This is a genomic window from Nocardia gipuzkoensis, from assembly GCF_021183645.1.
Taxonomy (GTDB): Bacteria; Actinomycetota; Actinomycetes; order Mycobacteriales; family Mycobacteriaceae; genus Nocardia; species Nocardia abscessus.
Genome location: NZ_CP089225.1, coordinates 4,407,238 through 4,429,102, shown reverse-complemented (window position 1 = coordinate 4,429,102; position 21,865 = coordinate 4,407,238). Strand labels below are relative to the sequence as shown.

17 protein-coding genes are annotated in these 21,865 nt (G+C 69.1%); 7 read left to right on the top strand and 10 right to left on the bottom strand.

Annotation, left to right across the window (positions count from 1 at the left end; all coding sequences use genetic code 11):
* Window positions 1-980: 980 nt before the first annotated feature.
* The 9 genes from LTT66_RS19965 to LTT66_RS19925 all read right to left on the bottom strand — a co-directional run bounded on the left by LTT66_RS19965 (window position 981) and on the right by LTT66_RS19925 (window position 9,995).
* Window positions 981-1,136 (bottom strand): DUF6760 family protein, encoded by a 156-nt coding sequence (locus LTT66_RS19965; RefSeq protein ID WP_181719218.1) that lies wholly within the window; start codon window positions 1,134-1,136, stop codon window positions 981-983.
* Window positions 1,133-1,558: a hypothetical protein gene (locus LTT66_RS19960; protein WP_233060107.1), complete on the bottom strand. Its 426-nt coding sequence runs from the start codon at window positions 1,556-1,558 to the stop codon at window positions 1,133-1,135. Before LTT66_RS19960 ends, LTT66_RS19965 begins: the two co-directional genes overlap by 4 nt.
* A gap of 8 nt (window positions 1,559-1,566) precedes the next feature.
* Complete coding sequence (locus LTT66_RS19955) at window positions 1,567-2,010, bottom strand: phage tail protein (RefSeq protein ID WP_174185829.1); 444 nt, start codon at window positions 2,008-2,010, stop codon at window positions 1,567-1,569.
* A gap of 28 nt (window positions 2,011-2,038) precedes the next feature.
* Complete coding sequence (locus tag LTT66_RS19950) at window positions 2,039-3,574, bottom strand: phage tail sheath family protein (protein WP_233060106.1); 1,536 nt, start codon at window positions 3,572-3,574, stop codon at window positions 2,039-2,041.
* A gap of 143 nt (window positions 3,575-3,717) precedes the next feature.
* Window positions 3,718-4,431, bottom strand: a complete 714-nt coding sequence (locus LTT66_RS19945; protein WP_233060105.1) for an eCIS core domain-containing protein — start codon at window positions 4,429-4,431, stop codon at window positions 3,718-3,720.
* A 7-nt stretch (window positions 4,432-4,438) separates the two neighbouring features.
* The gene (locus tag LTT66_RS19940; RefSeq protein ID WP_233060104.1) at window positions 4,439-6,562 is read right to left on the bottom strand and encodes a PASTA domain-containing protein; all 2,124 of its coding nucleotides are present in this window, start codon (window positions 6,560-6,562) and stop codon (window positions 4,439-4,441) included.
* Window positions 6,563-6,702: 140 nt separating this feature from the next.
* Window positions 6,703-8,748, bottom strand: a complete 2,046-nt coding sequence (locus LTT66_RS19935) for an ATP-binding protein (protein ID WP_233060103.1) — start codon at window positions 8,746-8,748, stop codon at window positions 6,703-6,705.
* Window positions 8,745-9,368 (bottom strand): DUF4255 domain-containing protein, encoded by a 624-nt coding sequence (locus tag LTT66_RS19930; RefSeq protein WP_233060102.1) that lies wholly within the window; start codon window positions 9,366-9,368, stop codon window positions 8,745-8,747. The genes LTT66_RS19935 and LTT66_RS19930 overlap by 4 nt, the downstream gene beginning before the upstream one ends.
* A gap of 12 nt (window positions 9,369-9,380) precedes the next feature.
* Window positions 9,381-9,995, bottom strand: a complete 615-nt coding sequence (locus tag LTT66_RS19925; RefSeq protein ID WP_195064914.1) for a response regulator transcription factor — start codon at window positions 9,993-9,995, stop codon at window positions 9,381-9,383.
* 470 nt (window positions 9,996-10,465) lie between these two features.
* On the opposite strand from LTT66_RS19925, the gene LTT66_RS19920 reads away from it, so the two are divergent.
* The 3 genes from LTT66_RS19920 to LTT66_RS19910 are packed head-to-tail and all read left to right on the top strand — an operon-like array spanning window position 10,466 to window position 13,291.
* Complete coding sequence (locus LTT66_RS19920) at window positions 10,466-12,289, top strand: peptidoglycan DD-metalloendopeptidase family protein (protein ID WP_233060101.1); 1,824 nt, start codon at window positions 10,466-10,468, stop codon at window positions 12,287-12,289.
* Window positions 12,286-12,789, top strand: a complete 504-nt coding sequence (locus LTT66_RS19915) for a hypothetical protein (RefSeq protein WP_195064916.1) — start codon at window positions 12,286-12,288, stop codon at window positions 12,787-12,789. The genes LTT66_RS19920 and LTT66_RS19915 overlap by 4 nt, the downstream gene beginning before the upstream one ends.
* Before the next feature lie 10 nt (window positions 12,790-12,799).
* Window positions 12,800-13,291, top strand: coding sequence for a hypothetical protein (locus LTT66_RS19910; RefSeq protein ID WP_233060100.1), 492 nt, complete (start codon window positions 12,800-12,802; stop codon window positions 13,289-13,291).
* Window positions 13,292-13,378: 87 nt separating this feature from the next.
* Here the strand turns inward: LTT66_RS19910 and secA are convergent, their stop codons facing one another.
* Window positions 13,379-16,243, bottom strand: a complete 2,865-nt coding sequence (gene secA, locus LTT66_RS19905; protein WP_233060099.1) for a preprotein translocase subunit SecA — start codon at window positions 16,241-16,243, stop codon at window positions 13,379-13,381.
* Between the two features lie 793 nt (window positions 16,244-17,036).
* Here secA and LTT66_RS19900 point away from each other — a divergent pair.
* The 4 genes from LTT66_RS19900 to LTT66_RS19885 all read left to right on the top strand — a co-directional run bounded on the left by LTT66_RS19900 (window position 17,037) and on the right by LTT66_RS19885 (window position 21,785).
* The gene (locus LTT66_RS19900) at window positions 17,037-18,458 is read left to right on the top strand and encodes a WS/DGAT/MGAT family O-acyltransferase (protein ID WP_233060098.1); all 1,422 of its coding nucleotides are present in this window, start codon (window positions 17,037-17,039) and stop codon (window positions 18,456-18,458) included.
* 10 nt (window positions 18,459-18,468) lie between these two features.
* On the top strand, window positions 18,469-19,020 hold the full coding sequence (locus tag LTT66_RS19895; protein ID WP_233069338.1) for a DUF6912 family protein: 552 nt from the start codon (window positions 18,469-18,471) through the stop codon (window positions 19,018-19,020).
* A gap of 124 nt (window positions 19,021-19,144) precedes the next feature.
* Entirely contained in the window at window positions 19,145-20,302 is a 1,158-nt protein-coding gene (locus LTT66_RS19890; RefSeq protein ID WP_195064920.1) for a ferredoxin reductase, read from the top strand.
* Between the two features lie 46 nt (window positions 20,303-20,348).
* Complete coding sequence (locus LTT66_RS19885; protein ID WP_233060097.1) at window positions 20,349-21,785, top strand: fatty acid desaturase; 1,437 nt, start codon at window positions 20,349-20,351, stop codon at window positions 21,783-21,785.
* Window positions 21,786-21,865 lie beyond the last annotated feature (80 nt).

The window sequence follows — 21,865 nt, the reverse complement described above, 5'->3', positions numbered from 1 at the left end:
CGGCTTGCGCCAGAAGCACCCACCTGATCGGTTTCGGGTGGGGTGCTCATCTGCGGCAGGCCGACTACCTGCTCGGATTCGGCGTGCTGCGCGTCGAGCGCCCCGGCCGGAGGCAGAGCACCGCCTGTGTCGATCGATCGCTGTGGGTCAGCGGCAGGCTGCACGCCTGCCGCGCGTTCCACTGAAGCGGCGCTCTTCTGATCGAGAAGACGCTGCACGAAACGTCCGGCTCCGGTGCCGGATTCACCATCCGGAAGGGGAGCGCCGAGACCGTACCGCCGACGACGTGCCGGTTCCTCGGCGAACTGTCGTTGCATCTGCTGAGGCGCGGCCGGTATCGACCGGGCCGGGGCATCGGCGACCGGACTCTCGCCGAGCCGATCGGTGTCGTCGAGTTCGTTTGGGCCTTGATCCGTGCCGGGAGACCCGACCGGCTCCTGCTGGTCCGGCATTGCGCCCGCGAATGCTGAAACTTGCTGTAGTGCAGCGCCGTTGACGTCATCAGCCGCTGATAAGGGTGCCGAAGTGTCGGCCGAAGCGGATGCCAGGTGGCGCAGAGGCACCTCGACCACGTCCGCTGCCGACACCATCGGCCCCGCGAGCGTCGCCACTCGATCATGGCAGGCCGGCGCCTCGACCACGGGTGGATCGGATCGCGCGCGCAGCGCAGCAGTGGTGCCGAAGTTCTCATCCCTGCTTCGCTGCATCACTGCGGGGTCGGTGGCCAGTCCGGTGATCACGCCGGACGGCGCATCCCCGCCGACGGCGTGCGACATCGGCCCACGAAACGAGAAATCGCGACGAGAGACCAGCGCCGACTCGAACCGGGCTGGGGCGGTGACCAGCGCGACGTCGGTGATGACGCGCTGCACCGGCGGTGCGTCCCGCCACTCCCGCGCGCGGGCTTCGCCGGTCGGCGCAGGTTCGTCGACGTCACGCCGGCGGCTGGGAAACAGCCGATCCCACAGCCCCATCCGTCTTCACCTCCCTCGGACCCGGGTGTTGATGCGCTCGATCTCATCGGCGAACCGGCGTCGATCCGGATGTTCCAGATCGAGAATTTCGCCCAGTGGCCAATGGAAGTGGTAAGCGACGTACGAGATCTCCTCGAGCAGCGGGTCGACCTCGTACGTCACGATTCCCCCACGCGGCTGCCCGCGAGGTCGATGGTGAACTCGTGCGAACAGGACGGGCAGCTGACCGCCGCGCGGCTGTGCCCCTCGGCGTTGATTCGCTGGTACAAATCCTGTAGGAAGGCGAGATCCGAGGCGAACAGGTCTTCCACGATGCCGGCGTGGATGTCGGTGAACGTGCCGAGCCGGGTGATCACCCGGGCGATCAGCACCACCGACAGGTACGCCGGATTCTCACGCACCCGGTCGTCGCGCAGCGGAACCAGTTCATCTCGCGCGGTCGCCAGCCGCATCGCACCGGTGCGGTGCACGGTGCCCGAAGGATCGAGGTATCCGCGTGGCAGCACGAACGGGAACTCCGTTCGCATCCCCTCCGCCGGGGCTGCGGACGCGACGGGCGCGTCCGCGGCCGCGGCGTTGTGCACGCGGCGCACTATTCGACCTCGATGTTCTCGTAGGTGACGACCAGTTTCTCGGTGAGCACACTCGTGTCACCGGCCTTCAGCGCGCCGATTTCCAGCGACTTGGGCCACGCGTTGGTCAGCTTGTACCGCTTGAGCGCCTGGCCTTCGTAGTCGTAGACGATGATCGCGCCGCCCTTGCGCGCGGCGCCCATCTTGCCGAACCGGCTGTCCTTGACCCACTTCTCGAAGCTGTTGTCGCCGGTGAGACCGCGCGTCAGCGTGACCTCTCCCGCCTTGTACCGGCCGGGCAGCTTCTTCACGACGTACTTGCCGTCGGCGGTGTTCTGCTTGAGTTCGATCACGTCCTGTTCGAGCTTGAGCCCGGAGACCTCCGAAATCTGTTTGATGACCACACCGTCGATTTCCAGTCCGAACGAGTGGCCGACCGAAGTGTCGAGATCGGGGAGCGCCATGATGTCCTACTTCCTGTGCTGCTGCGGGTCATTCGTTGACGAGGCTGGTTCCGCCGGAGAACTGAGCGAGCCGGAACACGACGAACTCGGCGGGCTTGACCGGCGCGACACCGACCTCACAGATCACTTGGCCTATGTCGATCGATTCGGCCGGGTTCGTCTCGCGGTCGCATTTGACGTAGAACGCCTCGTCGGGCGTCAGGCCGAACAGCGCGCCCTTACGCCACTCGTTCACCAGGAAGGCGCTGATGGTGCGCCGGATGCGGGCCCACAGCGCGTCGTCGTTGGGCTCGAACACCACCCACTGTGTGCCGTTGAGAATGGACTCCTCCAGGTAGTTGAACAGCCGCCGCACGTTCAGGTAGCGCCACGACGGGTCCGAAGCAAGCGTGCGCGCACCCCACACCCGGATACCGCGCCCGGGGAAGGAGCGAATGCAGTTGACACCGATGGGATTCAGCAGATCGTGTTCGGGCTTGGTCAACTGCACCCCGAGCGTGAGCGCCCCGCGAACCACTTCGTTGGCCGGCGCTTTGTGCACCCCGCGCGACTCGTCGTTGCGGGCCCAGATACCGGCCACGTGACCGCTGGGCGGGACGAATCGCGCCGTTCCTGCCGCCGGATCGAACACCTTGATCCAGGGGTAGTACAGCGCGGCGTATTTCGAGTCGTACCCGGCCTTCTCGACCCGCCACTCCTTGACCTGCTGCGGGCCCAGGCCAGGCGGCGGATCCAGGATCGCCACCCGGTCACCCATGAGTTCGCAGTGGGTGATCATTTCCTGCTGTACCGCCTGCACCGACTCCAGATCGATCGCCCCGCGCTCGTAGGCGCTCATCAGGTCGGGCACCGCCACCATCGTGACCTCGTCGATCGCGGCCAGACCGGAGAACCCGGTCCGCTCGTCGACGTCGCCCACGTAGTCCTCGGCGCAGATCCGCTCGGGAGTCGGCGCCGGTGCGGGCGCGGCCAGGGTGACCGACCCGAAGTCCGGCCGGGCCTGCGCGGCACCCGTCTCCTCGATCGTGATGAGCTTGGACTGCGCCCGCACGACCGTCACCACGTTGTCCTTGCCGCGCTTGATCGTGACCGGTCCCATCGACTCCTCGACCTTCGAACCGCGTTTGACCACGACCGAGAACTGATCCTCGGGCGCCCCGTCGCCCTCTACCGGCTTGATCTCGACGGTGAGGTCGGCTTTGCCGTCGGCGGAGTCCAGCGCGGAGATCCGGTAGCCGCCCAGTTCCGCCTGCCGTGCGCCCGCGGGCAGCTCGCCGCGCCTCGTGCCGTTGGCATTGCCGTCCAGCCCCACCCGGATCACGTAGCAGGCGCCACCGCCGTTGGCGAAGTACCCGTACACGGCGTGCGCGAGATAGCCGCCTTCGACGAAATCACCGAACTGCTGGGTGAACTGGCTCCAGTTGGTGCACAGCGTCGGTTCGTTGAAAGGTCCGTCCGCGGCGAACCCGACGAAGGCCGCCACGGCCGTGCCAACCCCCTCGATCGGTCGCGACCCGGCCTCCACCTCCTCGACATACACGCCGGGTGACAGATAGGTCGGCATAACGCCTCCTCGCTAGAGGTGAACTGTTCTCCTACAGCGTCTTACGAAGCGCGAGAGCGTTGTACGGCCTAACGGATGTGTGTTCGGGAAGCGGATACTGCCTCATCGGGCAACCCGACCTGCTCGGCAAGGTGCCGGGCCGCCTAGACGGACTGCTCCTCTTCCTCGCTCTCGGCGCGCTGCACGTAGGTCTGGGCAGTCGTCTCGTCCTCTTCCGGTTCCTCGGTGCGCTGAACGTCCTCCACGCAGCGTTGGACCTCGCTGCTGTGGGAGACCTCCGGCGACGGGGGCGCGGACAGGACGCGGTCGGCATTGGCCACAGCCTCGCGTTCGAAGCGGTCGGACGGATCGCTGACCTTCAGCCCGTCGCCGGCATCGGTGCCGTCGACCGGTCCGTTGCGCTGCTGCACCACGTGGGTCAGCTCGTGGGCGAGGGTGTGCCGCCCGGCCGTGGAGGACGGATCATAGGCGTCGCGCTGGAACACGATGTTCGAGCCGACGGTGTAGGCGTGGGCGTTCACCGATTTCGCCGACTCGTGAGCGTCGCCATCGGTGTGCACCCGGACATCACCGAAGTCCTGACCGAATCGGGATTCCATATCGGCGCGCACCTCGGGTTCGAGCTGCCGTCCGCCGCCGGAGGCGACAACTCGACGCACCGGTGACGGATCTTCGAACAATGTCGCGGTGCCCGCGTTTCCGGCCGCGCGTTGCAACCCGATCAGACCGCTGGGTGAGGCGGCCTCCAGTCGCCCCGACAGTGCCGCCCGCAGCTGCAGCGCGGACTCCGGCTCCTCCACCCGGCCGGACTTCGGCCGCAGCGCACTCTCGCCGTTCTCGTGCTCGTGTTCTCGCATGATCGCCTCACTTGACGTGTCGGTCTTTGTCGGCCGCGTTGTCGGCGGCCGCGTCGGCACGAGACCGAGTGGAGACGCAGACATGGTCGTTCGGCACCGCCTCACGCCAGACGTATCCCTGGACACAGGTGTCGGGACCGTAGGTGCGGTCGGTGGTGCTCACCCGGGACTTCGCTTGATCGTTCTCGGTTTTCGTGCGGTCCGCAGTGGCCTGATCGACGCAGACCGGGTCGTCGGGAGCGGCCGACCGGAAGACGAAGCCGGTTTTGCAGGGGTGCCCCTGAGACACCACCACGGTGACCTCGGTCCCCGGTCGCACCTCGGTTCCGGCCGCGGGCACGGTGGACAGCACGGTGCCCGCCGCCATCGTGGTGCTGGACTTGCCGCCGATCTTGGTCTTCAGCCCGAGGGCCGCCAGTTCCGAGAGTGCCTGCGCCTTCGGCTTTCCCGCCAGGCCGGGCACCGCGACCGGTTTCGGGCCACTCGACACCGTCACCGTGACCGCGGAACCCTTCGCCACCATGATTTGCGCCGCCGGGTCCGTAGCCAGCACGGTCCCCTTGGCCACGGTGTCGTCCGGCTTGCCGACCCTGGTCGCGGTCAGGCCCTTGCTCTCGATCTTCGCGACAGCTTCCGCTTCCGGGAGCCCGGCGACATCGGGTACCGGCACCTGCTCCTTGTCCGCCCCGTCCTTACCCGTTCCGTCCTTGCCCGCCTCGTCCTTCTCGTCGCCAGGACCGGCGCCCGACGTCGGACCTGCCGGTGTCGGCGTGGGCGCCGGGCCCGACGACACGGCGAGGGCCACCTCGCTACCACGGGCTTTCTGCTCGCCCGCCGCGGGCGTGCTCGCGATGACCGTGCCCTTGGCGATCTCCGGGCTCTGCTGTTCGAAATGCCGGACGCCGAATTCGGCTTGCTCGAGCGCCTTCTGCGCATCCGCCAGGGGCAGACCCAAGACGTTGGGCACTTCGATCAGGCATTCGCCCTCACACGGGCCGATCGACACGTGCAAATTGACCGGCGAACCACGCTCGAGTTCCTCGTTCGCCCGCGGTTCGGTCCCGATGGCCTGCCCGAAGGGGATACCGGCGTCGACCTTGGGGACGTACACCGGCCGGTACCCGGCCTCCTGAAGTGTGCGTTCGGCGTCCGCTCTGCTCTTGCCCGCGATGCTCGGGACCTTGTCCCCCGGCCACAGCGCGACCACCGCGAGCGTCAGCGCGAGCACCACCGCGGCGGCGACGGGAACCCACCAGGGAAAGATCGGCACCTGGTTGCGGACGCCGTTCAACGTGACCGGCGCGCCACCGCCGGGGCGGCCGACCTGTGCGGTGAACGCGTGTGATTCGGTGCGCCCGAACCACTTTCGCCCGCCACCGACCAGTACCGAAGTTTCCGCCGCCGCACCGGGTCCCAGCTGTGCGGCCGCTTGGGGCGGCTGGAACGTCAACGCGCCCGTGCGGTCGGTGAGCACGATCTGCACCGCAAGCGGGACGTTCCCCGCGTTCGTGGTCGTGACCGTATGTTTCCCCGCTTTGCGACCGCGGCTGGTCTCCGGCCGCAGCGCCGCCCGCACCTCGCTGAACGAGCCGACCGTCAGCGTGCCCGAGCCGCTGTCGGAGACCCGCGCGTTCACCCGGGACCGGACGCCGACCAGGAACGGCGCCTGCCCCGCCCGGATTCCGGGATCGCGGGGCGGCGCGAACCGCAGCACCGCGGTGGCCCTGTCGTCCGGGAAGACACTCAGTACGGCGGGTTCCAGGTGGGCGAACGGGCGCATGGGGCCTGCCACGCCGAGCTCGAATTCCTCCACCCGGGTGCCGGTGTTGTGCACGGTGAGCGTGGTGACCACCGCCGAGCCGGGATCGACGGTCAACTGGTTCTGTTCGAGAGACAGGTGAACGCCGTAGCGCTGCCGATTCCCCGGCGCGGCCGTCGGTGCGGTGGCGGGCCGCGGCGGACCCGGGGCCACTCCGGCGGTCACGGGGGTGTCGGCGCGGGCTCCGCTGGGCTGCTCGCGCACCGCCGCGGCCGTGCTCGTCGCCCAGCCCAGGTAGGTGCGGCACTGCGGGTTGACACAGAATTCGGCATCGGTGGAATTGGGCGTCCCGCAGGTCGAGCATTCGCGCACGGCTCACCTCCTCATGTCGGGTGAGTCGAGTATCGGCCGGGGTGGCGACGCGGACAGTCGACCGACGTGACGCCGCCAGGGAAGTCCTTCCTGCCCGTTCGGGCACGGATGTCCACACTTACGGGCAATCCGCCGCCCCGCTACTGACGCACGGACTCGTGATAGGGGCCGAATTCCCTGGCCAGGGTGAGCCTTCCGAGTTTGCGGTACTCCCGGTGCACTCCCGCGACGAGATCGGCGGTGCACAACTCACGTCCGGCGCCCGCGGCCAAGTAGGCGGCGGTGATGACCGCCGAGCGAATATTGCCGCCGGACAACTCGAAGGAGCGGGCGCAGAAGTCCAGATCCAGGTCGGCGCTGCGCGGAATCCTGGTGCCGACGCAGCGCTGCCACAGGCTGCGGCGTGCGTCCTCGTCGGGCGCCGGATAGTTGACCACCACGTCCAGACGCCGGGTGAACGCGTCGTCCAGGTTGGCGCGGAGATTGGTCGCCAGGATCGCGAGGCCGTCGAACGACTCCATCCGCTGGAGCAGGTACGCGCTTTCGATGTTCGCGTACCGGTCGTGCGAGTCACGCACCTCCGTACGGCGGCCGAACAGCGCGTCCGCCTCGTCGAACAGCAGCACCGCGTTGACCCCGGCCGCCGCGACGAAGATCCGCTCCAAGTTCTTCTCGGTCTCGCCGATGTACTTGTCCACCACGGTCGCCAGGTTCACCGTATAGAGGTCGAGGCCGAGATCCGCGGCGATCACCTCCGCCGACATCGTCTTGCCCGTCCCGGAGTCGCCGGTGAACAGCGCGGTCACGCCGCGCCCCCGCCCGCCGCCCGGCCGCATCCGCCATTCGTCGAGCACAACGGTGCGTTGCCGGGCGCGCAACGCCACCTCGCGCAGCTGATTCAGAACGGGTTGCGGCAGCACCAGATCCGGCCAGCCGACCGACGGCTCGATCCGCCGGGCCAGCCGCTCGAGACCGGCGCTGTTCTGGGCGCGGGCGCCGAAGCGCAGGTCTTCGGCGGACATCGGGCGGCCGGCGAGTTCGGCCCGCACGGTCGCCGCCGTGGCGGCTCGCACGACCTGTTCCGGCGTCAGCACGAACTGCATGGTGGCCTGCGCCGCGTCGGACCCGTCCGACAGCGGGTCGGCGAGCACGGCGCGCCACATCCGGGAGCGGTCCGCGGCGCTGGGCGGCGCCACGTCGATCGGCACCGGCTGACGCCGGGCCCGAGCCGGGTCCCAGACCGCGCTGCCCACCAGCACGACGGTCGCCTGCGCGTCCGCGAGCGCGCGGATGATCTCGGGCCGCTCGGCGAATCCGTCGACGGCCGCGGCCACCAGCACGGCGCCGCGCAGCCGCGCCTCCAGCACCGCCGTCGCGACCGTGCTCGGCTGGTCGGCGACCAGCGACAGATCCACGATCAAGACTTCGCGACCGAGTCGGCGGGCCGCCGCCGCGGCTACCGCCGTACCGCCGCCGCCGGGCCGTTCGCGCAGGTACACCAGCACGTGCCGGCCCGACAAGGCGGCGATCAGACCCGCGTCCGGGTGGGCCGGCTCCGGTGGTGCGGATGCGATCGCCGAGCTCAGCTCGGGAGCGTGCGTGTCATCCCCGAGCAGATACCCGACCACACGGTCCGGTATGCGCAAGGTCCGCGCAAGCAGCGGGCGGTCGCTCTCCACTATCGTCACGAGCCCGCCACCGACCAGAGCGCTCTCGGCACTGAAGCGCGCACGCCCCGCCGCGGCTGCCGCGGGCACACCGCACAGTGAAAGCGCCAGTCCCACAGTCGCTCTGCGCCGCGTCACATCGTCGTTGAGATAGCCGTAGAGCCATTCGAAACGGGAGTCCACGTCCGGCGCCAGCGCTACCAGGAGAACCTCGGCGTCGAGCCCGTCCAGCCCGAATTCCTCGATCACCCGGGCCAAACGAACCTGCTCGCCCTCCGCACGCGCCGCGGCGGCGATCGCTTCCGCTTCTGCTGCCCGCCGCGCTTCCAGCGGGTCGGGGACGAGCGGCGCACGCGCCGAACTCAGCAGGCGGTCGACCGCGTCGTCGGACAGGTACAGGCCGCGAAACGGGTCGTCGGGTTGCGGATCGTCCGCGCGGCGCTGCGCCACCGCCCGCCGTACCCGTGCCTCGATCACGGCCAGACGGGCGAGCAGATAGCGCAGGCTCGCGGCGCTCACGGCCGCCGCTCCGTCCGCTTGCCCCGCGGCGCGTCGGCGGCCGGCCCGTGCCGGTCCCGCATGCCCACCGAAACACCCTCGCGCGCGGGTGCGGCCGCCGGTATCGCCCGCCCGGTGTCCGCGGGCGCGGTGACCACCAGATCCAGCGACGGCTTCAACTCGCCGCCCAGCGCCGACCACACGTCCGCGAACGACCGGTCCTCCGGCGGCGGCAACGCGATGTTCAGCGCCACGGGAAGACCGATCTCGGCCAGCGTCCCGCTCAGCGAATCACCCGGAATCGCGTCGTGGCGCAGGAAGCAGGACAGCAGCGCGGACAGCAGGCGGTGCTCGTCCTCCGGCCGCTGCGTCCACGCCGTGATGAGGTAGGACAGTTTGAAATACCGCAGTCCCTGGTGCCTGCGCACAACCACACGGTTCTCGTCGTACTCGTTGATCAGGCCGCGCTGCCGCCTGCGCAGGTCCTCGCGGATGTCGTAGAGAAACATGTTGACGGTGGGCGCGTTCCGCCGTGCCGCCCACTCCTTGGTCGGCGCGTCGAACACCACGTCGACCTCGTTGCGGTCGACGGCGTCCGCGCCGACCAGCGCCCGCAGCGCCTCGTCCACCTCGACGAACACTGTGCCACCGCCCTAGATCAAGCCTTGGCGCAGCGCGTACGCGACCGCGTGTGACCGGTTGCGCAGCTGCAGCCTGCTGGTGATGTCGTGCAGCGCGTTCTTGATGGTGCGCTGCGAATAGCAGAGCTTGGCGGCGATCTCGGCCGTGTCGTCCCCCTCGGCGACCAAACGCAGGATTTCGATCTCCCGGTGGGTCAGCCCGGTGAGGCTGAGCCCCCGCGGATGCAGCATCTGCCGCTGCAGCCGCCCCACCTGGTCGAGCAACCTGCCGAGCAGATCGGGCGGTACGGTTCCCTCGCCACGCGCCGCGGCGCACACCGCGTGCGTCAGGCGTTCCGAGGTCGCCTCCTGGCGTCGCACCAGCCCCGCGATCCCGGCTTCGACGGCGGCGGCGAGACTGTGCTCGTCGAAATCGGCGGCCACCAATACCGGGCGCCTGCCGTCTCGCTGCATGCGGCGCAGCGTCCGCAACGTGTGTTCGTCGACCGTGTCGGCGACGACCAGCGCGACCACCGCGCGTGCCGGGTCGTCGACGACGAGAATTTCCGTGCGCGGCCGCAACTGGGCGATCAGGCCCGCTCGCGAGATCGGGTCGCGCGCTTCCACGTAGATCGCGGTTCTGTCCATCGTGCACCTCTCGGATACTTCCGCGCCGACCCTCCCCGACGCCTGCACCCAGCCTGCGCGGACCACTAACCGTGCATTGAACGAGGACTAAACGCGCAGGTCGTTGCCCGTTCGGGCACGGTACCTCCGGGCATCGACGCAGGTGGGAAACGGCGACGGCGGCCGAGGGTGCCGCCGGGCGCCCGAGTTCTCGCCGATCCGGCTGGGTGCGGGCGCCGCGCTTCGGCGCGACGCTGTGTGGCGTCCGCCTTCGTCTACCGGGGGAACCGACGATGCTCCGACACCGACGCAGAACCTTCCGCCGCTCCGGCACCCTGACGCTGCTCATAGCGGTGACGGTGTCGGTCGTGTTCGTCTGCGTTACGCAAACGCCCCTCGTCACCGATCGAGGAGCGCGTGCCTGGGCCGAGCCGATCCCATCCCAGCCGCCGGGCACCCCGGCTCCGACGCAGGCCGAACGATCCGCGCCGGTGACCACCGAATCCGTTGCCACCACACGGCTTCGACCGCCGACGACCACGGTGGGCGGTGCGGCCGCTTCGACCGTCACGAGCACGCGGGCCGAGACGTCCGTCACCGGAACCACGGCCGCACCGGCCACGACGAAGGTCTGCGACCCGGTAGGCCCGACGAACGCGGCAGGCCGAGCCGCTTGCCCGATCACGACGCCCACCTGCCCGACGACCACGACCACCGCCACGGCGACGGCCGTCCCTTGCACGACGTCCACGACCGGCACGACGACCACCAGCACGACGACCTCGACCACCCGCCCGACCACGACCGCGCCCGACACGACCACTTCCGAGCCACCCCCGCCGCCGCCCGCACCGGATCCACAGCGGCCGCCGGTTCCCGTGCGCTACCGTCCTCCGGAACGCGCTCTGCCGCTGGATCTTTCGCAACCGCCGCCGTGCGTCGTGCTCAACGGGCCGATGGCAAAAGGCAGCTACACCGTCTCCTCGGCCTTCGGCATCCGCGGCGGCGAGTTCCATCGCGGCATGGACCTGGCGGCCGAGCGTGGCACGCCGATCTTCGCCGCGCTGGACGGCAAGGTGGTGGCCGCGGGACAGGCTACGGGTTTCGGCAACTGGATCGTCATCGACTCCACCACGTCCGACGGCCTGGTCTCGACCGTCTACGGTCACATGTACGACGACGGCATGCACGTCGCCACCGGTGACGTCGTCAAGGCGGGCCAGCACATCGCCGACGTCGGCAGCAACGGCGCGTCCAGCGGTCCGCACCTGCATTTCGAACTCTGGCAGGGCGGCAGGCTGCGGAACGGCAAGTTCGTCGACCCGGCTCCGCTGCTCGACCAGGCCGCTCCGACGGCCGATCAATCGGCGTTGAAGATGGCGCACTCGATCGCCGATTGCGCCGTCCGCCCCGGCGCCGGCCTGGCTCCGGGCAAGGTTCCGGCGGAGTTCGTGCCGTGGCTGCGCAAAGGCGCCGCCGAATGCCCCGGCAGCGGCATCACCGCGCCGCTGCTGGCGGGGCAACTCAAAGCGGAGAACAACTTCCGGCACGGCGCCACGGCGCCCGTGTCATCGAGCGGAGCAATGGGACCGGCGCAATTCCTGCCGGGCACGTGGGAGACCTGGAAAGTCGACGCGGACGGCGACGGCCGCAGCGACATCAACAGCATCGCCGACGCCGTGGTCGCGCAGGCACATTTCATGTGCAAGAACTGGCGGGATGCCACGGCGGCCATCACCAGCGGGCAGTTGCGGGGTGACGCCGTCGACCTGGCACTGGCCGCGTACAACGCCGGGTTCGGGGCGGTACAGGCGGCGCGCGGCATGCCGTCGGGCGGCGAATACACCACCCAGACACAGCCCTACGTGCGCAAGATCCGAGCTTACGAACGCGAGTTCGCCGCAGCCGACTTCGCCGAGGGGGCGGGCCGCGACGCCGAGTCCGGCTCGAAGGCGGCGCGGGCGGTCGAGCAGTACCTCGGCGCCGCGTACACCTGGGGCGGCGGAAACACCAAGGGCCCCACGGGAGGCGGCTTCGATTCGCCGGGCCTGGCGACCTACGTCGCCTACGTCGCGACCGATGGCGCGGTGACGCTGCCCCGCACCGTGCAACAGCAGTGGACGAAAGGACAAGAGCTGCCCGCCGACCGGGCCGGTCCGGGGCACCTCGTCTACACCGACTTCGGGCCGAACGGGGTGCCACGCCACGTCGGTATCGCGATCGGCGACGGCAAGATGGTCCACGCGTCGGCCGAGGACGGCAAGGTCGTGCAGGCGCCGATTCCACCCGGCGCGAAGATCCGGAGTATGTCATGACCCGGACCCTGTTGCTCTGCTGTGCCGTGACGCTGGCCGTGCTGGCGGTGGGCGGCTGCGCGGGAACCGTGCCCGGCTTGCCGCTGCCCGCCCCGCTCGGCGCCGCCGAGACCGCCGACCCGCACGTGGTGTTGCGCGCCGCTTTCACAACGATGTTCGGCTGGCGGCCCGCCACCGACTCCTCCCCCGACGACGCCTATGCCCGCGCTCGTCCCTACCTCACCGACGAGCTCGGGGCGCGTGCGCGCGACCGCACCGAAGGCGGCTCCAAGACTCAGTGGAACGCCTGGGCGAAAGCCGGCGCGACGGTGCGGGTCGCGGTCGATGTCTCCACCGACGAGCACCCACCCGACCAGCCCGGCCGGGTCGACCGTGTCGTGCTGATCAACCAAACCGTCACCGATCCGGGCGGCCGGCCGATCGACACCATCGACCTGACCGCCTGGGCCACACTGATCGAGACCGAACAAGGCTGGCGCATCCGAGCGGTGCGCTTCTGAGGAGATTGCCGTGTCCATCCTGCGGTTCCCGCTCATGATCGCGGCGCTGCTCATCGCCACCCTCGGCGCCGGCTGCTCCGACCACACCGGCAGCGACGTGCACGAGGGCGACAAGGAGGCGATCGCCACCATCCGCTCCGGTTTGCAGACGATGTTCACCTGGCATCCCGGCCCCGACCAGGGCCGAACCGACGCCTATCGCCGCGCGGCCCCGTGGCTCACCGCCGACCTGGCAGCCGAGTCGGGCAATAGCACCGAGCGAGGTCCCGGCGCGCAATGGGACCAGTGGGCCCGCGACCGCTCGACCGTGGAAGCGACCGTCCTGATCATGGGCACCGAACACGATCCCGACACCCCGGACCGCATCGACCGGCTCGTTCTGATCACCCAGGCGGTCAAGACGCCCGACGGAACGATCATCGAAACCACCGGCCTCGACGCCCGGGTGTTCGTCCGACGCACCGCCCAGGGATGGCGCATAGCCTCGATCGAATTCGTCTAGCGACACCCGGATTACGCTGCGGCAGAGGGCGATCCGGAAATGCGAAGGCGCCCAGGGAAACCCTGGGCGCCTTCGGAGTTCAGCGGATCAGTGGCGGCGGCGGGACTTCGGGCCGCGCTTGCCCTTCGCGTCCGCGCGGGCCGCCTCGCGGCGCTCGCGGCGGGTAGGCTGCGGACCGCCGTCCACGCCGTACTCTTCGGCATCGCTGTGCACCGCTGCCCGGCCGCCCTCGTCGGGCCCGGAGTAGCTGAAACCGCGCGGGGCGGTGTCGTCGATACCCCTGGCGCGCAGGGCCGCCGGTGCGGCGTGCCCGTTCGCGGCAGGCGCCTCCTCGGTGGGCAGCGGACGCGGGGCGGCCATCGCGCCGACCGGCGAACGCAGCCCGGAGCCGACCTCGACGCCTTCCGGCTGCGGCTGCTGCACCTCGACCTGCAGGTTGAACAGGAAGCCGACCGACTCCTCCTTGAGGCCGTCCAGCATGGCGGTGAACATGTCGAAGCCCTCGCGCTGGTACTCCACCAGCGGGTCGCGCTGCGCCATGGCACGCAGGCCGATGCCCTCCTTGAGGTAGTCCATCTCGTAGAGGTGCTCGCGCCACTTGCGATCCAGCACCGACAGCAGCACCTGGCGTTCCAGATTGCGCATGCTGCCCTCGCCCGCGAGGCCGTCGATCTCGGCCTCCCGGCGCTCGTAGGCGTCGTGCGCGTCGTCCAGGAGTGCTTCGAGTAGTTCCTCGCGGGTCAGCTCGCCCGCCTCACCGACCTCGGTCTCACCGGTCAAGTCCCGGTAGTCCAGGCTCACCGGGTACAGCGTCTTCAGCGCTGTCCACAGCTTGTCCAGATCCCAGTCCTCGACGTAGCCGTCGGAGGTGGCGCCGTCCACGTAGGCGCTGACCACATCGGTGATCATGCCCTGGACCTGGCCCTCCATGTCCTCACCGCGCAGGATCCGGTTGCGCTCGCCGTAGATGACGGTGCGCTGCTGGTTCATCACCTCGTCGTACTTGAGGACGTTCTTGCGGATCTCGAAGTTCTGCTGCTCGACCTGGGTCTGCGCGCTCTTGATGGCCTTGGACACCATCTTCGCCTCGATCGGCACGTCGTCGGGCAGGTTCAGCCGGGTCATGATCGCCTCCAGAGCGGCGCCGTTGAACCGCCGCATCAGCTCGTCGCCCAGCGACAGGTAGAAGCGGGACTCGCCCGGGTCACCCTGGCGACCGGAGCGGCCGCGCAACTGGTTGTCGATGCGGCGCGACTCGTGCCGCTCGGTGCCGAGCACGTAGAGGCCGCCCGCATCGCGGACCGCGTCGGCGTCCTCGGCGGTCTGCGCCTTGACCTGGTCCAGCGTGGGCAGCCAGGCGCGCTCGTACTCCTCCGGCGTCTCGACCGGGTCGAGACCCTGCTTGCGCAGCAGGATGTCGGCGATGATGTCCGGGTTGCCGCCGAGCACGATGTCGGTACCGCGACCGGCCATGTTCGTCGCGACGGTCACCGCGCCCGGCCGACCGGCCTCGGCGATGATCTCCGCTTCCTTCTCGTGGAACTTCGCGTTCAGCACGTTGTGCGGGATGCCACGCTTGGTGAACTGCTTGGACAGGTACTCCGAGCGCTCGACGCTGGTGGTACCGATCAGCACCGGCTGGCCCTTCTCGTGCCGCTCGGTGACGTCGTCGACCACGGCGGAGAACTTGGCCTCTTCGGTCTTGTAGATCAGGTCGGACTGGTCGGCGCGGACCATCGGCTTGTTGGTCGGGATGGGGACCACGCCGAGGTTGTAGATCTGGTGCAGCTCGGCCGCCTCGGTCTCGGCGGTACCGGTCATGCCGGAGAGCTTGTCGTAGAGGCGGAAGTAGTTCTGCAGCGTGATCGTGGCCAGGGTCTGGTTCTCCGGCTGGATCTCCACCCCTTCCTTCGCCTCGATCGCCTGGTGCATGCCCTCGTTGTAGCGGCGCCCGACCAGGATGCGGCCGGTGAACTCGTCGACGATGATCACCTCGCCGTCGCGGACGATGTAGTCCTTGTCGCGGGCGTAGAGCTCCTTGGCCTTGATGGCGTTGTTCAGGTAGCTCACCAGCGGCGAGTTGGCGGCCTCGTAGAGGTTGTCGATGCCGAGCTGGTCCTCGACGAACTCCACGCCCGCCTCGTGCACGCCGATCGTGCGCTTCTTGATGTCGACCTCGTAGTGCAGGTCTTTCTTCAGCAGCGGCGCGATGCGCGCGAACTCGGCGTACCACTTCGAGGAGGCGTCGGCCGGGCCGGAGATGATCAGCGGGGTGCGCGCCTCGTCGATCAGGATGGAGTCGACCTCGTCGACGATGGCGAAGTTGTGCCCGCGCTGCACCAGGTCGTCCAGCGAGTGGGTCATGTTGTCGCGCAGGTAGTCGAAGCCGAACTCGTTGTTCGTGCCGTAGGTGATGTCGGCGTTGTAGGCCGCTCGCCGCTGGGCGGGGCTCATGCCGGACAGGATGACGCCGACTTCCAGACCGAGGAAGCGGTGCACACGACCCATCCACTCGGCATCGCGCTTGGCCAGGTAGTCGTTCACCGTGACCACGTGCACACCGTCGCCGCTGATCGCGTTCAGGTAGGCGGGGAGCACACAGGTGAGCGTCTTGCCCTCACCGGTCTTCATCTCGGCGATGTTGCCGGTGTGCAGTGCGGCGCCGCCCATGACCTGCACCTTGTAGTGCTTCTGGCTGAGCACCCGCCAGGACGCCTCGCGCGCGACCGCGAACGCCTCGGCCATCAGCTGGCCGAGCGGATCATTCTCGCCCTCTTCGACCATCTCGGCGTAGCGCTCGCGGAACTCGTCGGTCTTGGCCCGCAGCTCCGCGTCGCTGAGATCCTCGTACTCCGATTCGAGGGCGAGGACCTGGTCGGCGAAATGCGAGAGCCGCTTGACTATGCGGCCCTCGCCGATCCGTAGCAACCTCGTCAGTGTCAGCGCAGGCACGGGTCTCGTCAGTCCTCTGGTCGGTGTGTCAAAACGTGTCGTCGGCCCCCGGGCCGGTGCGGCCCACGCGGTTGCGCGGAATCCGCTGCATGCTTCATGGTAATGGTCCGGCCGATGTGCAGCCCTGCTGGCTGTGTTTGTTTTTCCAGCGCCTTCGGCGCTGGGTGTTCGCGGCCCCCTTGTGGCTCGCGTCCGAGCGGCCGCCGCTGGCGACTGCGTCGCGGACGCGGCGGCCGCTCGGACGCGAGCCGGGCCGCGAACGGCGCATGCTCGGTCTCGCTTCGCTCGAAACCGTGGGTTGAGGTCAGCAGGGCGCGTCAGGTGGTTGCCGCACGATCGAGCGCACGCCGATGCCTTCGTTCGGAACGACGCTCGGACTCTCTGCGCTCGAAACCGGGGCTGGGGCAGTGCTGGGCGTCGAACTACGAGCCGGTGTAGGTGAAACCGCCGGAGCGCTGGCGTGAGCGAGCGGTGTCGGCGACTGCACCCTCGGCCGCCGCACCCGCCGCACCCGCCGCACCCGCCGCACCGCGAGTATCAGGTCACAGGATCGGCACGAGGCAAGCGGTGCCTTCGACACGGCGGAGGCCGGGTGCTTCGACCGTGCATCCCGGTTCGCGCTGTGATCGAATCGGTTTGCCGAGCTCGAACGGACCAGCGTGTCACGGGACCACCCCGGGGCGCGGAAACAGTGCACCGAATCCAGCAGAAATGTCACAACGGCCGGGGTAACGGTTGATGTGGCAGCACAATGAGCGGGGGGACCGCATCGGGAAAAGGAGTACCGGGCAGCGTGATCACGAGACTGACGCCGCAGGACACGGCGTTCTACCGGCTCGAGTCGAGCAGCAACCCGATCCACATCGGCTCTCTCGCGATCGTGCGGAACACCGAATCCGGCGACAACACCGGGCAGGCGATCCTGGACTACGACCGGCTGGTCGACCTGGTCGAGAGCAGGCTCCCGCTGGTTCCGAGGTACCGGCGCAAAGTGCGCGAGATCCCGCTGTCGCTGGGGCGGCCGGTCTGGGTCGAGGACAGCCGGTTCGACATCACCTATCACATCCGGCGTTCGGCGCTCCCCGGTCCTGGCACCGATGAACAACTGCACGACCTGGTCGCCCGGCTCGCCTCGCACCCGTTGGATCCGGCCCGGCCGCTGTGGGAGATGTACCTGATCGAGCGGCTGTCCGACGGTCGCTGCGCGATCTTCACCAAGACCCATTCCGCGCTGGTGGACGGGGACACCGCACTCGAGATCGGCCACGTGATCCTCGACGCGGGGCCCGCGCCCCGCGTGCTGGCCGACGACGACTGGATCGCGCCGCGCGAACCCGGCGAGGTCGAACTGCTGGTGGGCGCACTGGCCCATCTCGCCGCGCAGCCGGGCAAAGCGCTGGAAGTGGCCCGGGACGCGGGCGCCGGCGCGTTCGCGATGCTCGGGACGGCAGGCAGGGCGGTCGAGTCGGTGGTCGCGGCGGTGCGCACCGCCGCGACCGGCGCGCCCGCCAGCCCCCTGAACACCCGCACCTCGCGGAACCGGCGCTTCGACGTGGTGCGCACCGACCTGGCGGACTACCGCACCATTCGCAGCCGATTCAACTGCTCGATCAACGACGCCATCCTCGCGGTGGTCACCGGCGCCCTGCGCAACTGGCTGCTGTCGCGCGGCGAAGCGCTCACCGAGTCGACCACGCTGCGGGCGGTGGTGCCGATGTCGGTGTATGTCGAGGGAGCCGACGGCGAGCAGGCCCACTCGGCGAGCGAAGTGTCGTCGTTCCTGCTCGACCTGCCGGTCGGTGAGCCGAGTCCGGTGATGCGGCTGTCGCACATCGCGCACGCCACCGAATTCAACGGACGTCAGCGGCGCGCCGTCCGCGCGCGTACCCTCGTGCATCTGGCCGGATTCGCTCCGGCCAGCCTGCATGCGATGAGTGTGCGCGCGGCGAGTACGTTCGCAGAACACACGTTCAATCTGGTGATCACCAACGCGCCGGGTCCGCAGGCGCCGATGTACATCGGCGGCGCGCGGATGCTGGAGATGTACCCGGTGTCGCCACTGCTGCGCAATCAGGCGTCGAGTATCGGGATCACGTCCTACGACGGACGAGTCTTCTACGGTCTCAACGCCGACCGCGACGCGATGGCCGATATCGGCGTGCTCGCCACGGCGGTGCGCGATTCCATGGAGGAGATGCTCGGTGCCTGCGTCTGATCAGAAGAAGCTGCGGGTCTACATCCCGGCTACGGTCCCGATGCTGCGCGAGCTGGTCGACAACCGGGAGCTGGCCCCCATCGGCGGTACCGCGTTCGCGGTGACGCCCGCGCTGCGCGAGGCGTACGCCTCCGGCGACGAGGAGGAGCTCGGCGAGGTCGCCATGAACGAGGCCGCTCGCGCCTCGCTGCGGCTGCTCGCCGCCGAACGCGAGGCGATCGGGTCGGCGGAGGATTCCGAAGACGACGCCGCCGCGCCGGTCGCGGGCGGCCGTCCGGTCTACCGGCGCGCGGTGATCGCCGCCGACGTGACCGGCGCGAAATTGCGACCCGACCTCGACGACGCGGTGGTGCGCCTCGGAGGTCCGATCAGCTATCAGCAGATCGCCTCGGTGCACGTCGACCTGGCCGACGCCGAGCCACAGGTGGCCAAGGCCGTGGACGTGGTCGACGCCGCCGACCTGGGCGACACCGACGCCGAGTTCGTCCTCGGGGACGCCGAGGACCATCAACTGGCCTGGTACGCCGCCCAGGAGCTGCCGTTCCTGCTCGAACTGCTCTGATCCTCGGCATCGTTCGCGGGCTCACCCACCGCGGTAACCTACGATGCCGTAACCTTGCCGACGTGGCCTCCGATCGGGGAGACGGCGGCCTGCGCATCCGACGACAGGGAGACCAACGGCAGCGATGGGTTCGAAAATTGGGAGCTTCTCCGTGCGAGGCGTCCGCGCGTGGCTGGAGGCGCCCGCCGCAGGCGTCGCCGAGCGCGGCGGCAAGCTGAACGTGCTGCGCGGCGCCGTGGCGCGGGTCACCACGCCACTACTGCCCGACGACTACCTCCACCTGGCCAATCCGCTGTGGTCGGCCCGTGAGCTGCGCGGACGCATCGTGGAGGTGCGCAAGGAGACCACCGACTCCGCGACGCTGGTGATCCAGCCGGGGTGGGGCTTCGACTTCAAATATCAGCCCGGCCAGTACATCGGCATCGGCATCCTGGTCGACGGACGCTGGCACTGGCGTTCCTACTCGCTGACTTGCCCGCCGAATTGGTCCGCACCCGGCCACGGCGGAAAGCGGCTGATCTCCATCGCCGTGAAGGCCATGCCGGAAGGCTTCCTGTCCAGTCACCTGGTCAGCGGCGTGCCGGTCGGCACCGTCGTCCGGCTCGCCGCGCCGCAGGGCGGATTCGTGCTGCCGTACCCGCCGCCGGAGAAGGTGCTGTTCCTGACGGCCGGCAGCGGCATCACCCCGGTGATGTCGATGCTGCGCGCGCTGGACCGTCGCGAGCTGTTCACCGACGTGGCGCACCTGCACTCGGCGCGGACCGCCGACGACGTGATGTTCGGCGCGGAGCTGAGCGCCCTGCACGAGCGCAATCCGAGCTTCCTGACCCGCCTGCATCTCACCGCCGAGCAGGGCAAGTTCGCGCTCGCCGATCTGGACACCGCTTTCCCGGACTGGCGCGAACGGGACACCTGGGCGTGCGGGCCCGCCGGGATGCTCGACGAAATCGAGAACCACTGGCGCGAGGCGGGCCTGTCGGACCGGCTGCACGTGGAGCGCTTCGAGATCGAGCGCTCCGCGGTGGGCGCGGGCGGCACCGTCACCTTCGGCAAGACCGGACGCACCGTCGAGGCGGACGGCGCGACCAGCTTGCTCGAGGCCGGTGAGTCCGCGGGCGTGCAGATGCCGTTCGGCTGCCGGATGGGCATCTGCCAGACCTGCGTGGTCACCCTGAGTTCCGGCCACGCGCGCGACTTGCGCAACGGTGAGGAGCGCCGCGAAGGCGACAAGGTGCAGACCTGCATCTCGGTAGCGGCGGGCGACTGCACCCTGGACGTGTAGTCCGGCAGGTACTCTCGACGGGGAATCGCGTAGGGAAAGGACCCCGGTGGCCATCACCGACATCAAGACGTTTGCCCACCTCACGGCGGCCGATATCGAGACACTGGGGCAGGAACTCGATTCCATCCGGCGTTCGGTGGAGCTATCGCGTGGTGAGCGCGACGCGAAGTACATCCGGCGCGCGATCGCGGCCCAACGCGGTCTCGAGGTGGCGGCGCGCGCCGTGCTGTTCGGCAGCCGCAACCGCTGGGCCTGGCTGACCGGCACCGCACTGCTGTCGGTCGCCAAGATCATCGAGAACATGGAGCTCGGGCACAACGTCAGCCACGGGCAATGGGACTGGATGAACGACCCGGAGATCCACTCCACCTCGTGGGAATGGGACATGACGGGCCCCTCGGCGCAGTGGCGCCGCGCGCACAACTACTCCCATCACACCTACACCAATGTGCTGGGCAAGGACGAGGATCTGGGCTTCGGCATCCTGCGGATGACCCGCGACGAGCCGTGGCGGCCGATCCACCTGGTGCAGCCGCTGGCGAACCTGCTGCTCGCCGCGACCTTCGAGTGGGGCATCGCGCTGCACGACTGGAGCATCGAGAAGGAGCTGTCGGACACCCCGCGCCGGCAGCTGATGTCGGAGCCGAACGTGGCGTTCGGACGCAAGATCCGCCGTCAGGTGGCCAAGGACTTCCTGTTCTATCCCGCGCTGACCGGACCGGCGTTCAAGCAGACGCTGAAGGCGAACGCGACGGCGAACCTGGTGCGCAATCTATGGGCCTACGCGGTGATCTTCTGCGGCCATTTCCCCGACGGCGCGGAGAAGTTCACCATCGAGCAGCTCGAGAACGAGACCAGCGGCGAGTGGTATCTGCGCCAGATGCTCGGCAGCGCGAACTTCAAGGCGGGGCCCGCCATGGCGTTCATGAGCGGCAACCTCTGCTATCAGATCGAGCACCACCTGTTCCCCGACCTGCCGAGCAACCGGTACCCGGAGATCGCGGTGCGGGTGCGCGAGCTGTGCGACAAGTACGACCTCCCCTACACCACCGGGTCGCTGGGCAAGCAGTATCTGCTCGCCTTCCGCACGATCCACAAGCTGGCGCTGCCGGACCGGTTCCTCAAGGCGACCGCCGACAACGCGCCCGAGACCTCGTCGGAACGCAAGTTCGCCGGGATCACGCTGCCGTCGCGGGGCACGGAGTCGACGCACTGGCTGCGCATCGATCCGGAGACCGGCAAGCGGCGCGGCCTGCGTTCGGCGCTGCACGAGGCGAAGATCGTGCTGCAGGAGAAGGCGCGGCAGGAGAAGGAGATGCTGCGCGAGGCCAAGGCCGCCCTGAAGGTGAAGGCCGAGCACGAGCGGCAGGTGCTGCGCGAGGCCAAGCACGCGCTTCAGGAGCGGGCCCGCCATGAACAAGCGGTGCTGCGCGAGAAAGCCATGCGGGACAAGCGTTTTCGCATTCGACGAAGGGCGCGCTAACCTACCAGCAGACAGCCGGGATCGCAATAGGGTATTTGACACATCCACACGGCCGACTTCGCAACCTACGGTCTCGTAAC

Coding starts and splice junctions, on each gene's coding strand:
- LTT66_RS19950 (WP_233060106.1), bottom strand. CDS start 3,574: ATGCCGACCTATCTGTCACCCGGCGTGTATGTCGAGGAGGTGGAGGCC.
- LTT66_RS19945 (WP_233060105.1), bottom strand. CDS start 4,431: ATGCGAGAACACGAGCACGAGAACGGCGAGAGTGCGCTGCGGCCGAAG.
- LTT66_RS19915 (WP_195064916.1), top strand. CDS start 12,286: ATGACCCGGACCCTGTTGCTCTGCTGTGCCGTGACGCTGGCCGTGCTG.
- LTT66_RS19890 (WP_195064920.1), top strand. CDS start 19,145: ATGGGTTCGAAAATTGGGAGCTTCTCCGTGCGAGGCGTCCGCGCGTGG.
- LTT66_RS19925 (WP_195064914.1), bottom strand. CDS start 9,995: ATGGACAGAACCGCGATCTACGTGGAAGCGCGCGACCCGATCTCGCGA.
- LTT66_RS19955 (WP_174185829.1), bottom strand. CDS start 2,010: ATGGCGCTCCCCGATCTCGACACTTCGGTCGGCCACTCGTTCGGACTG.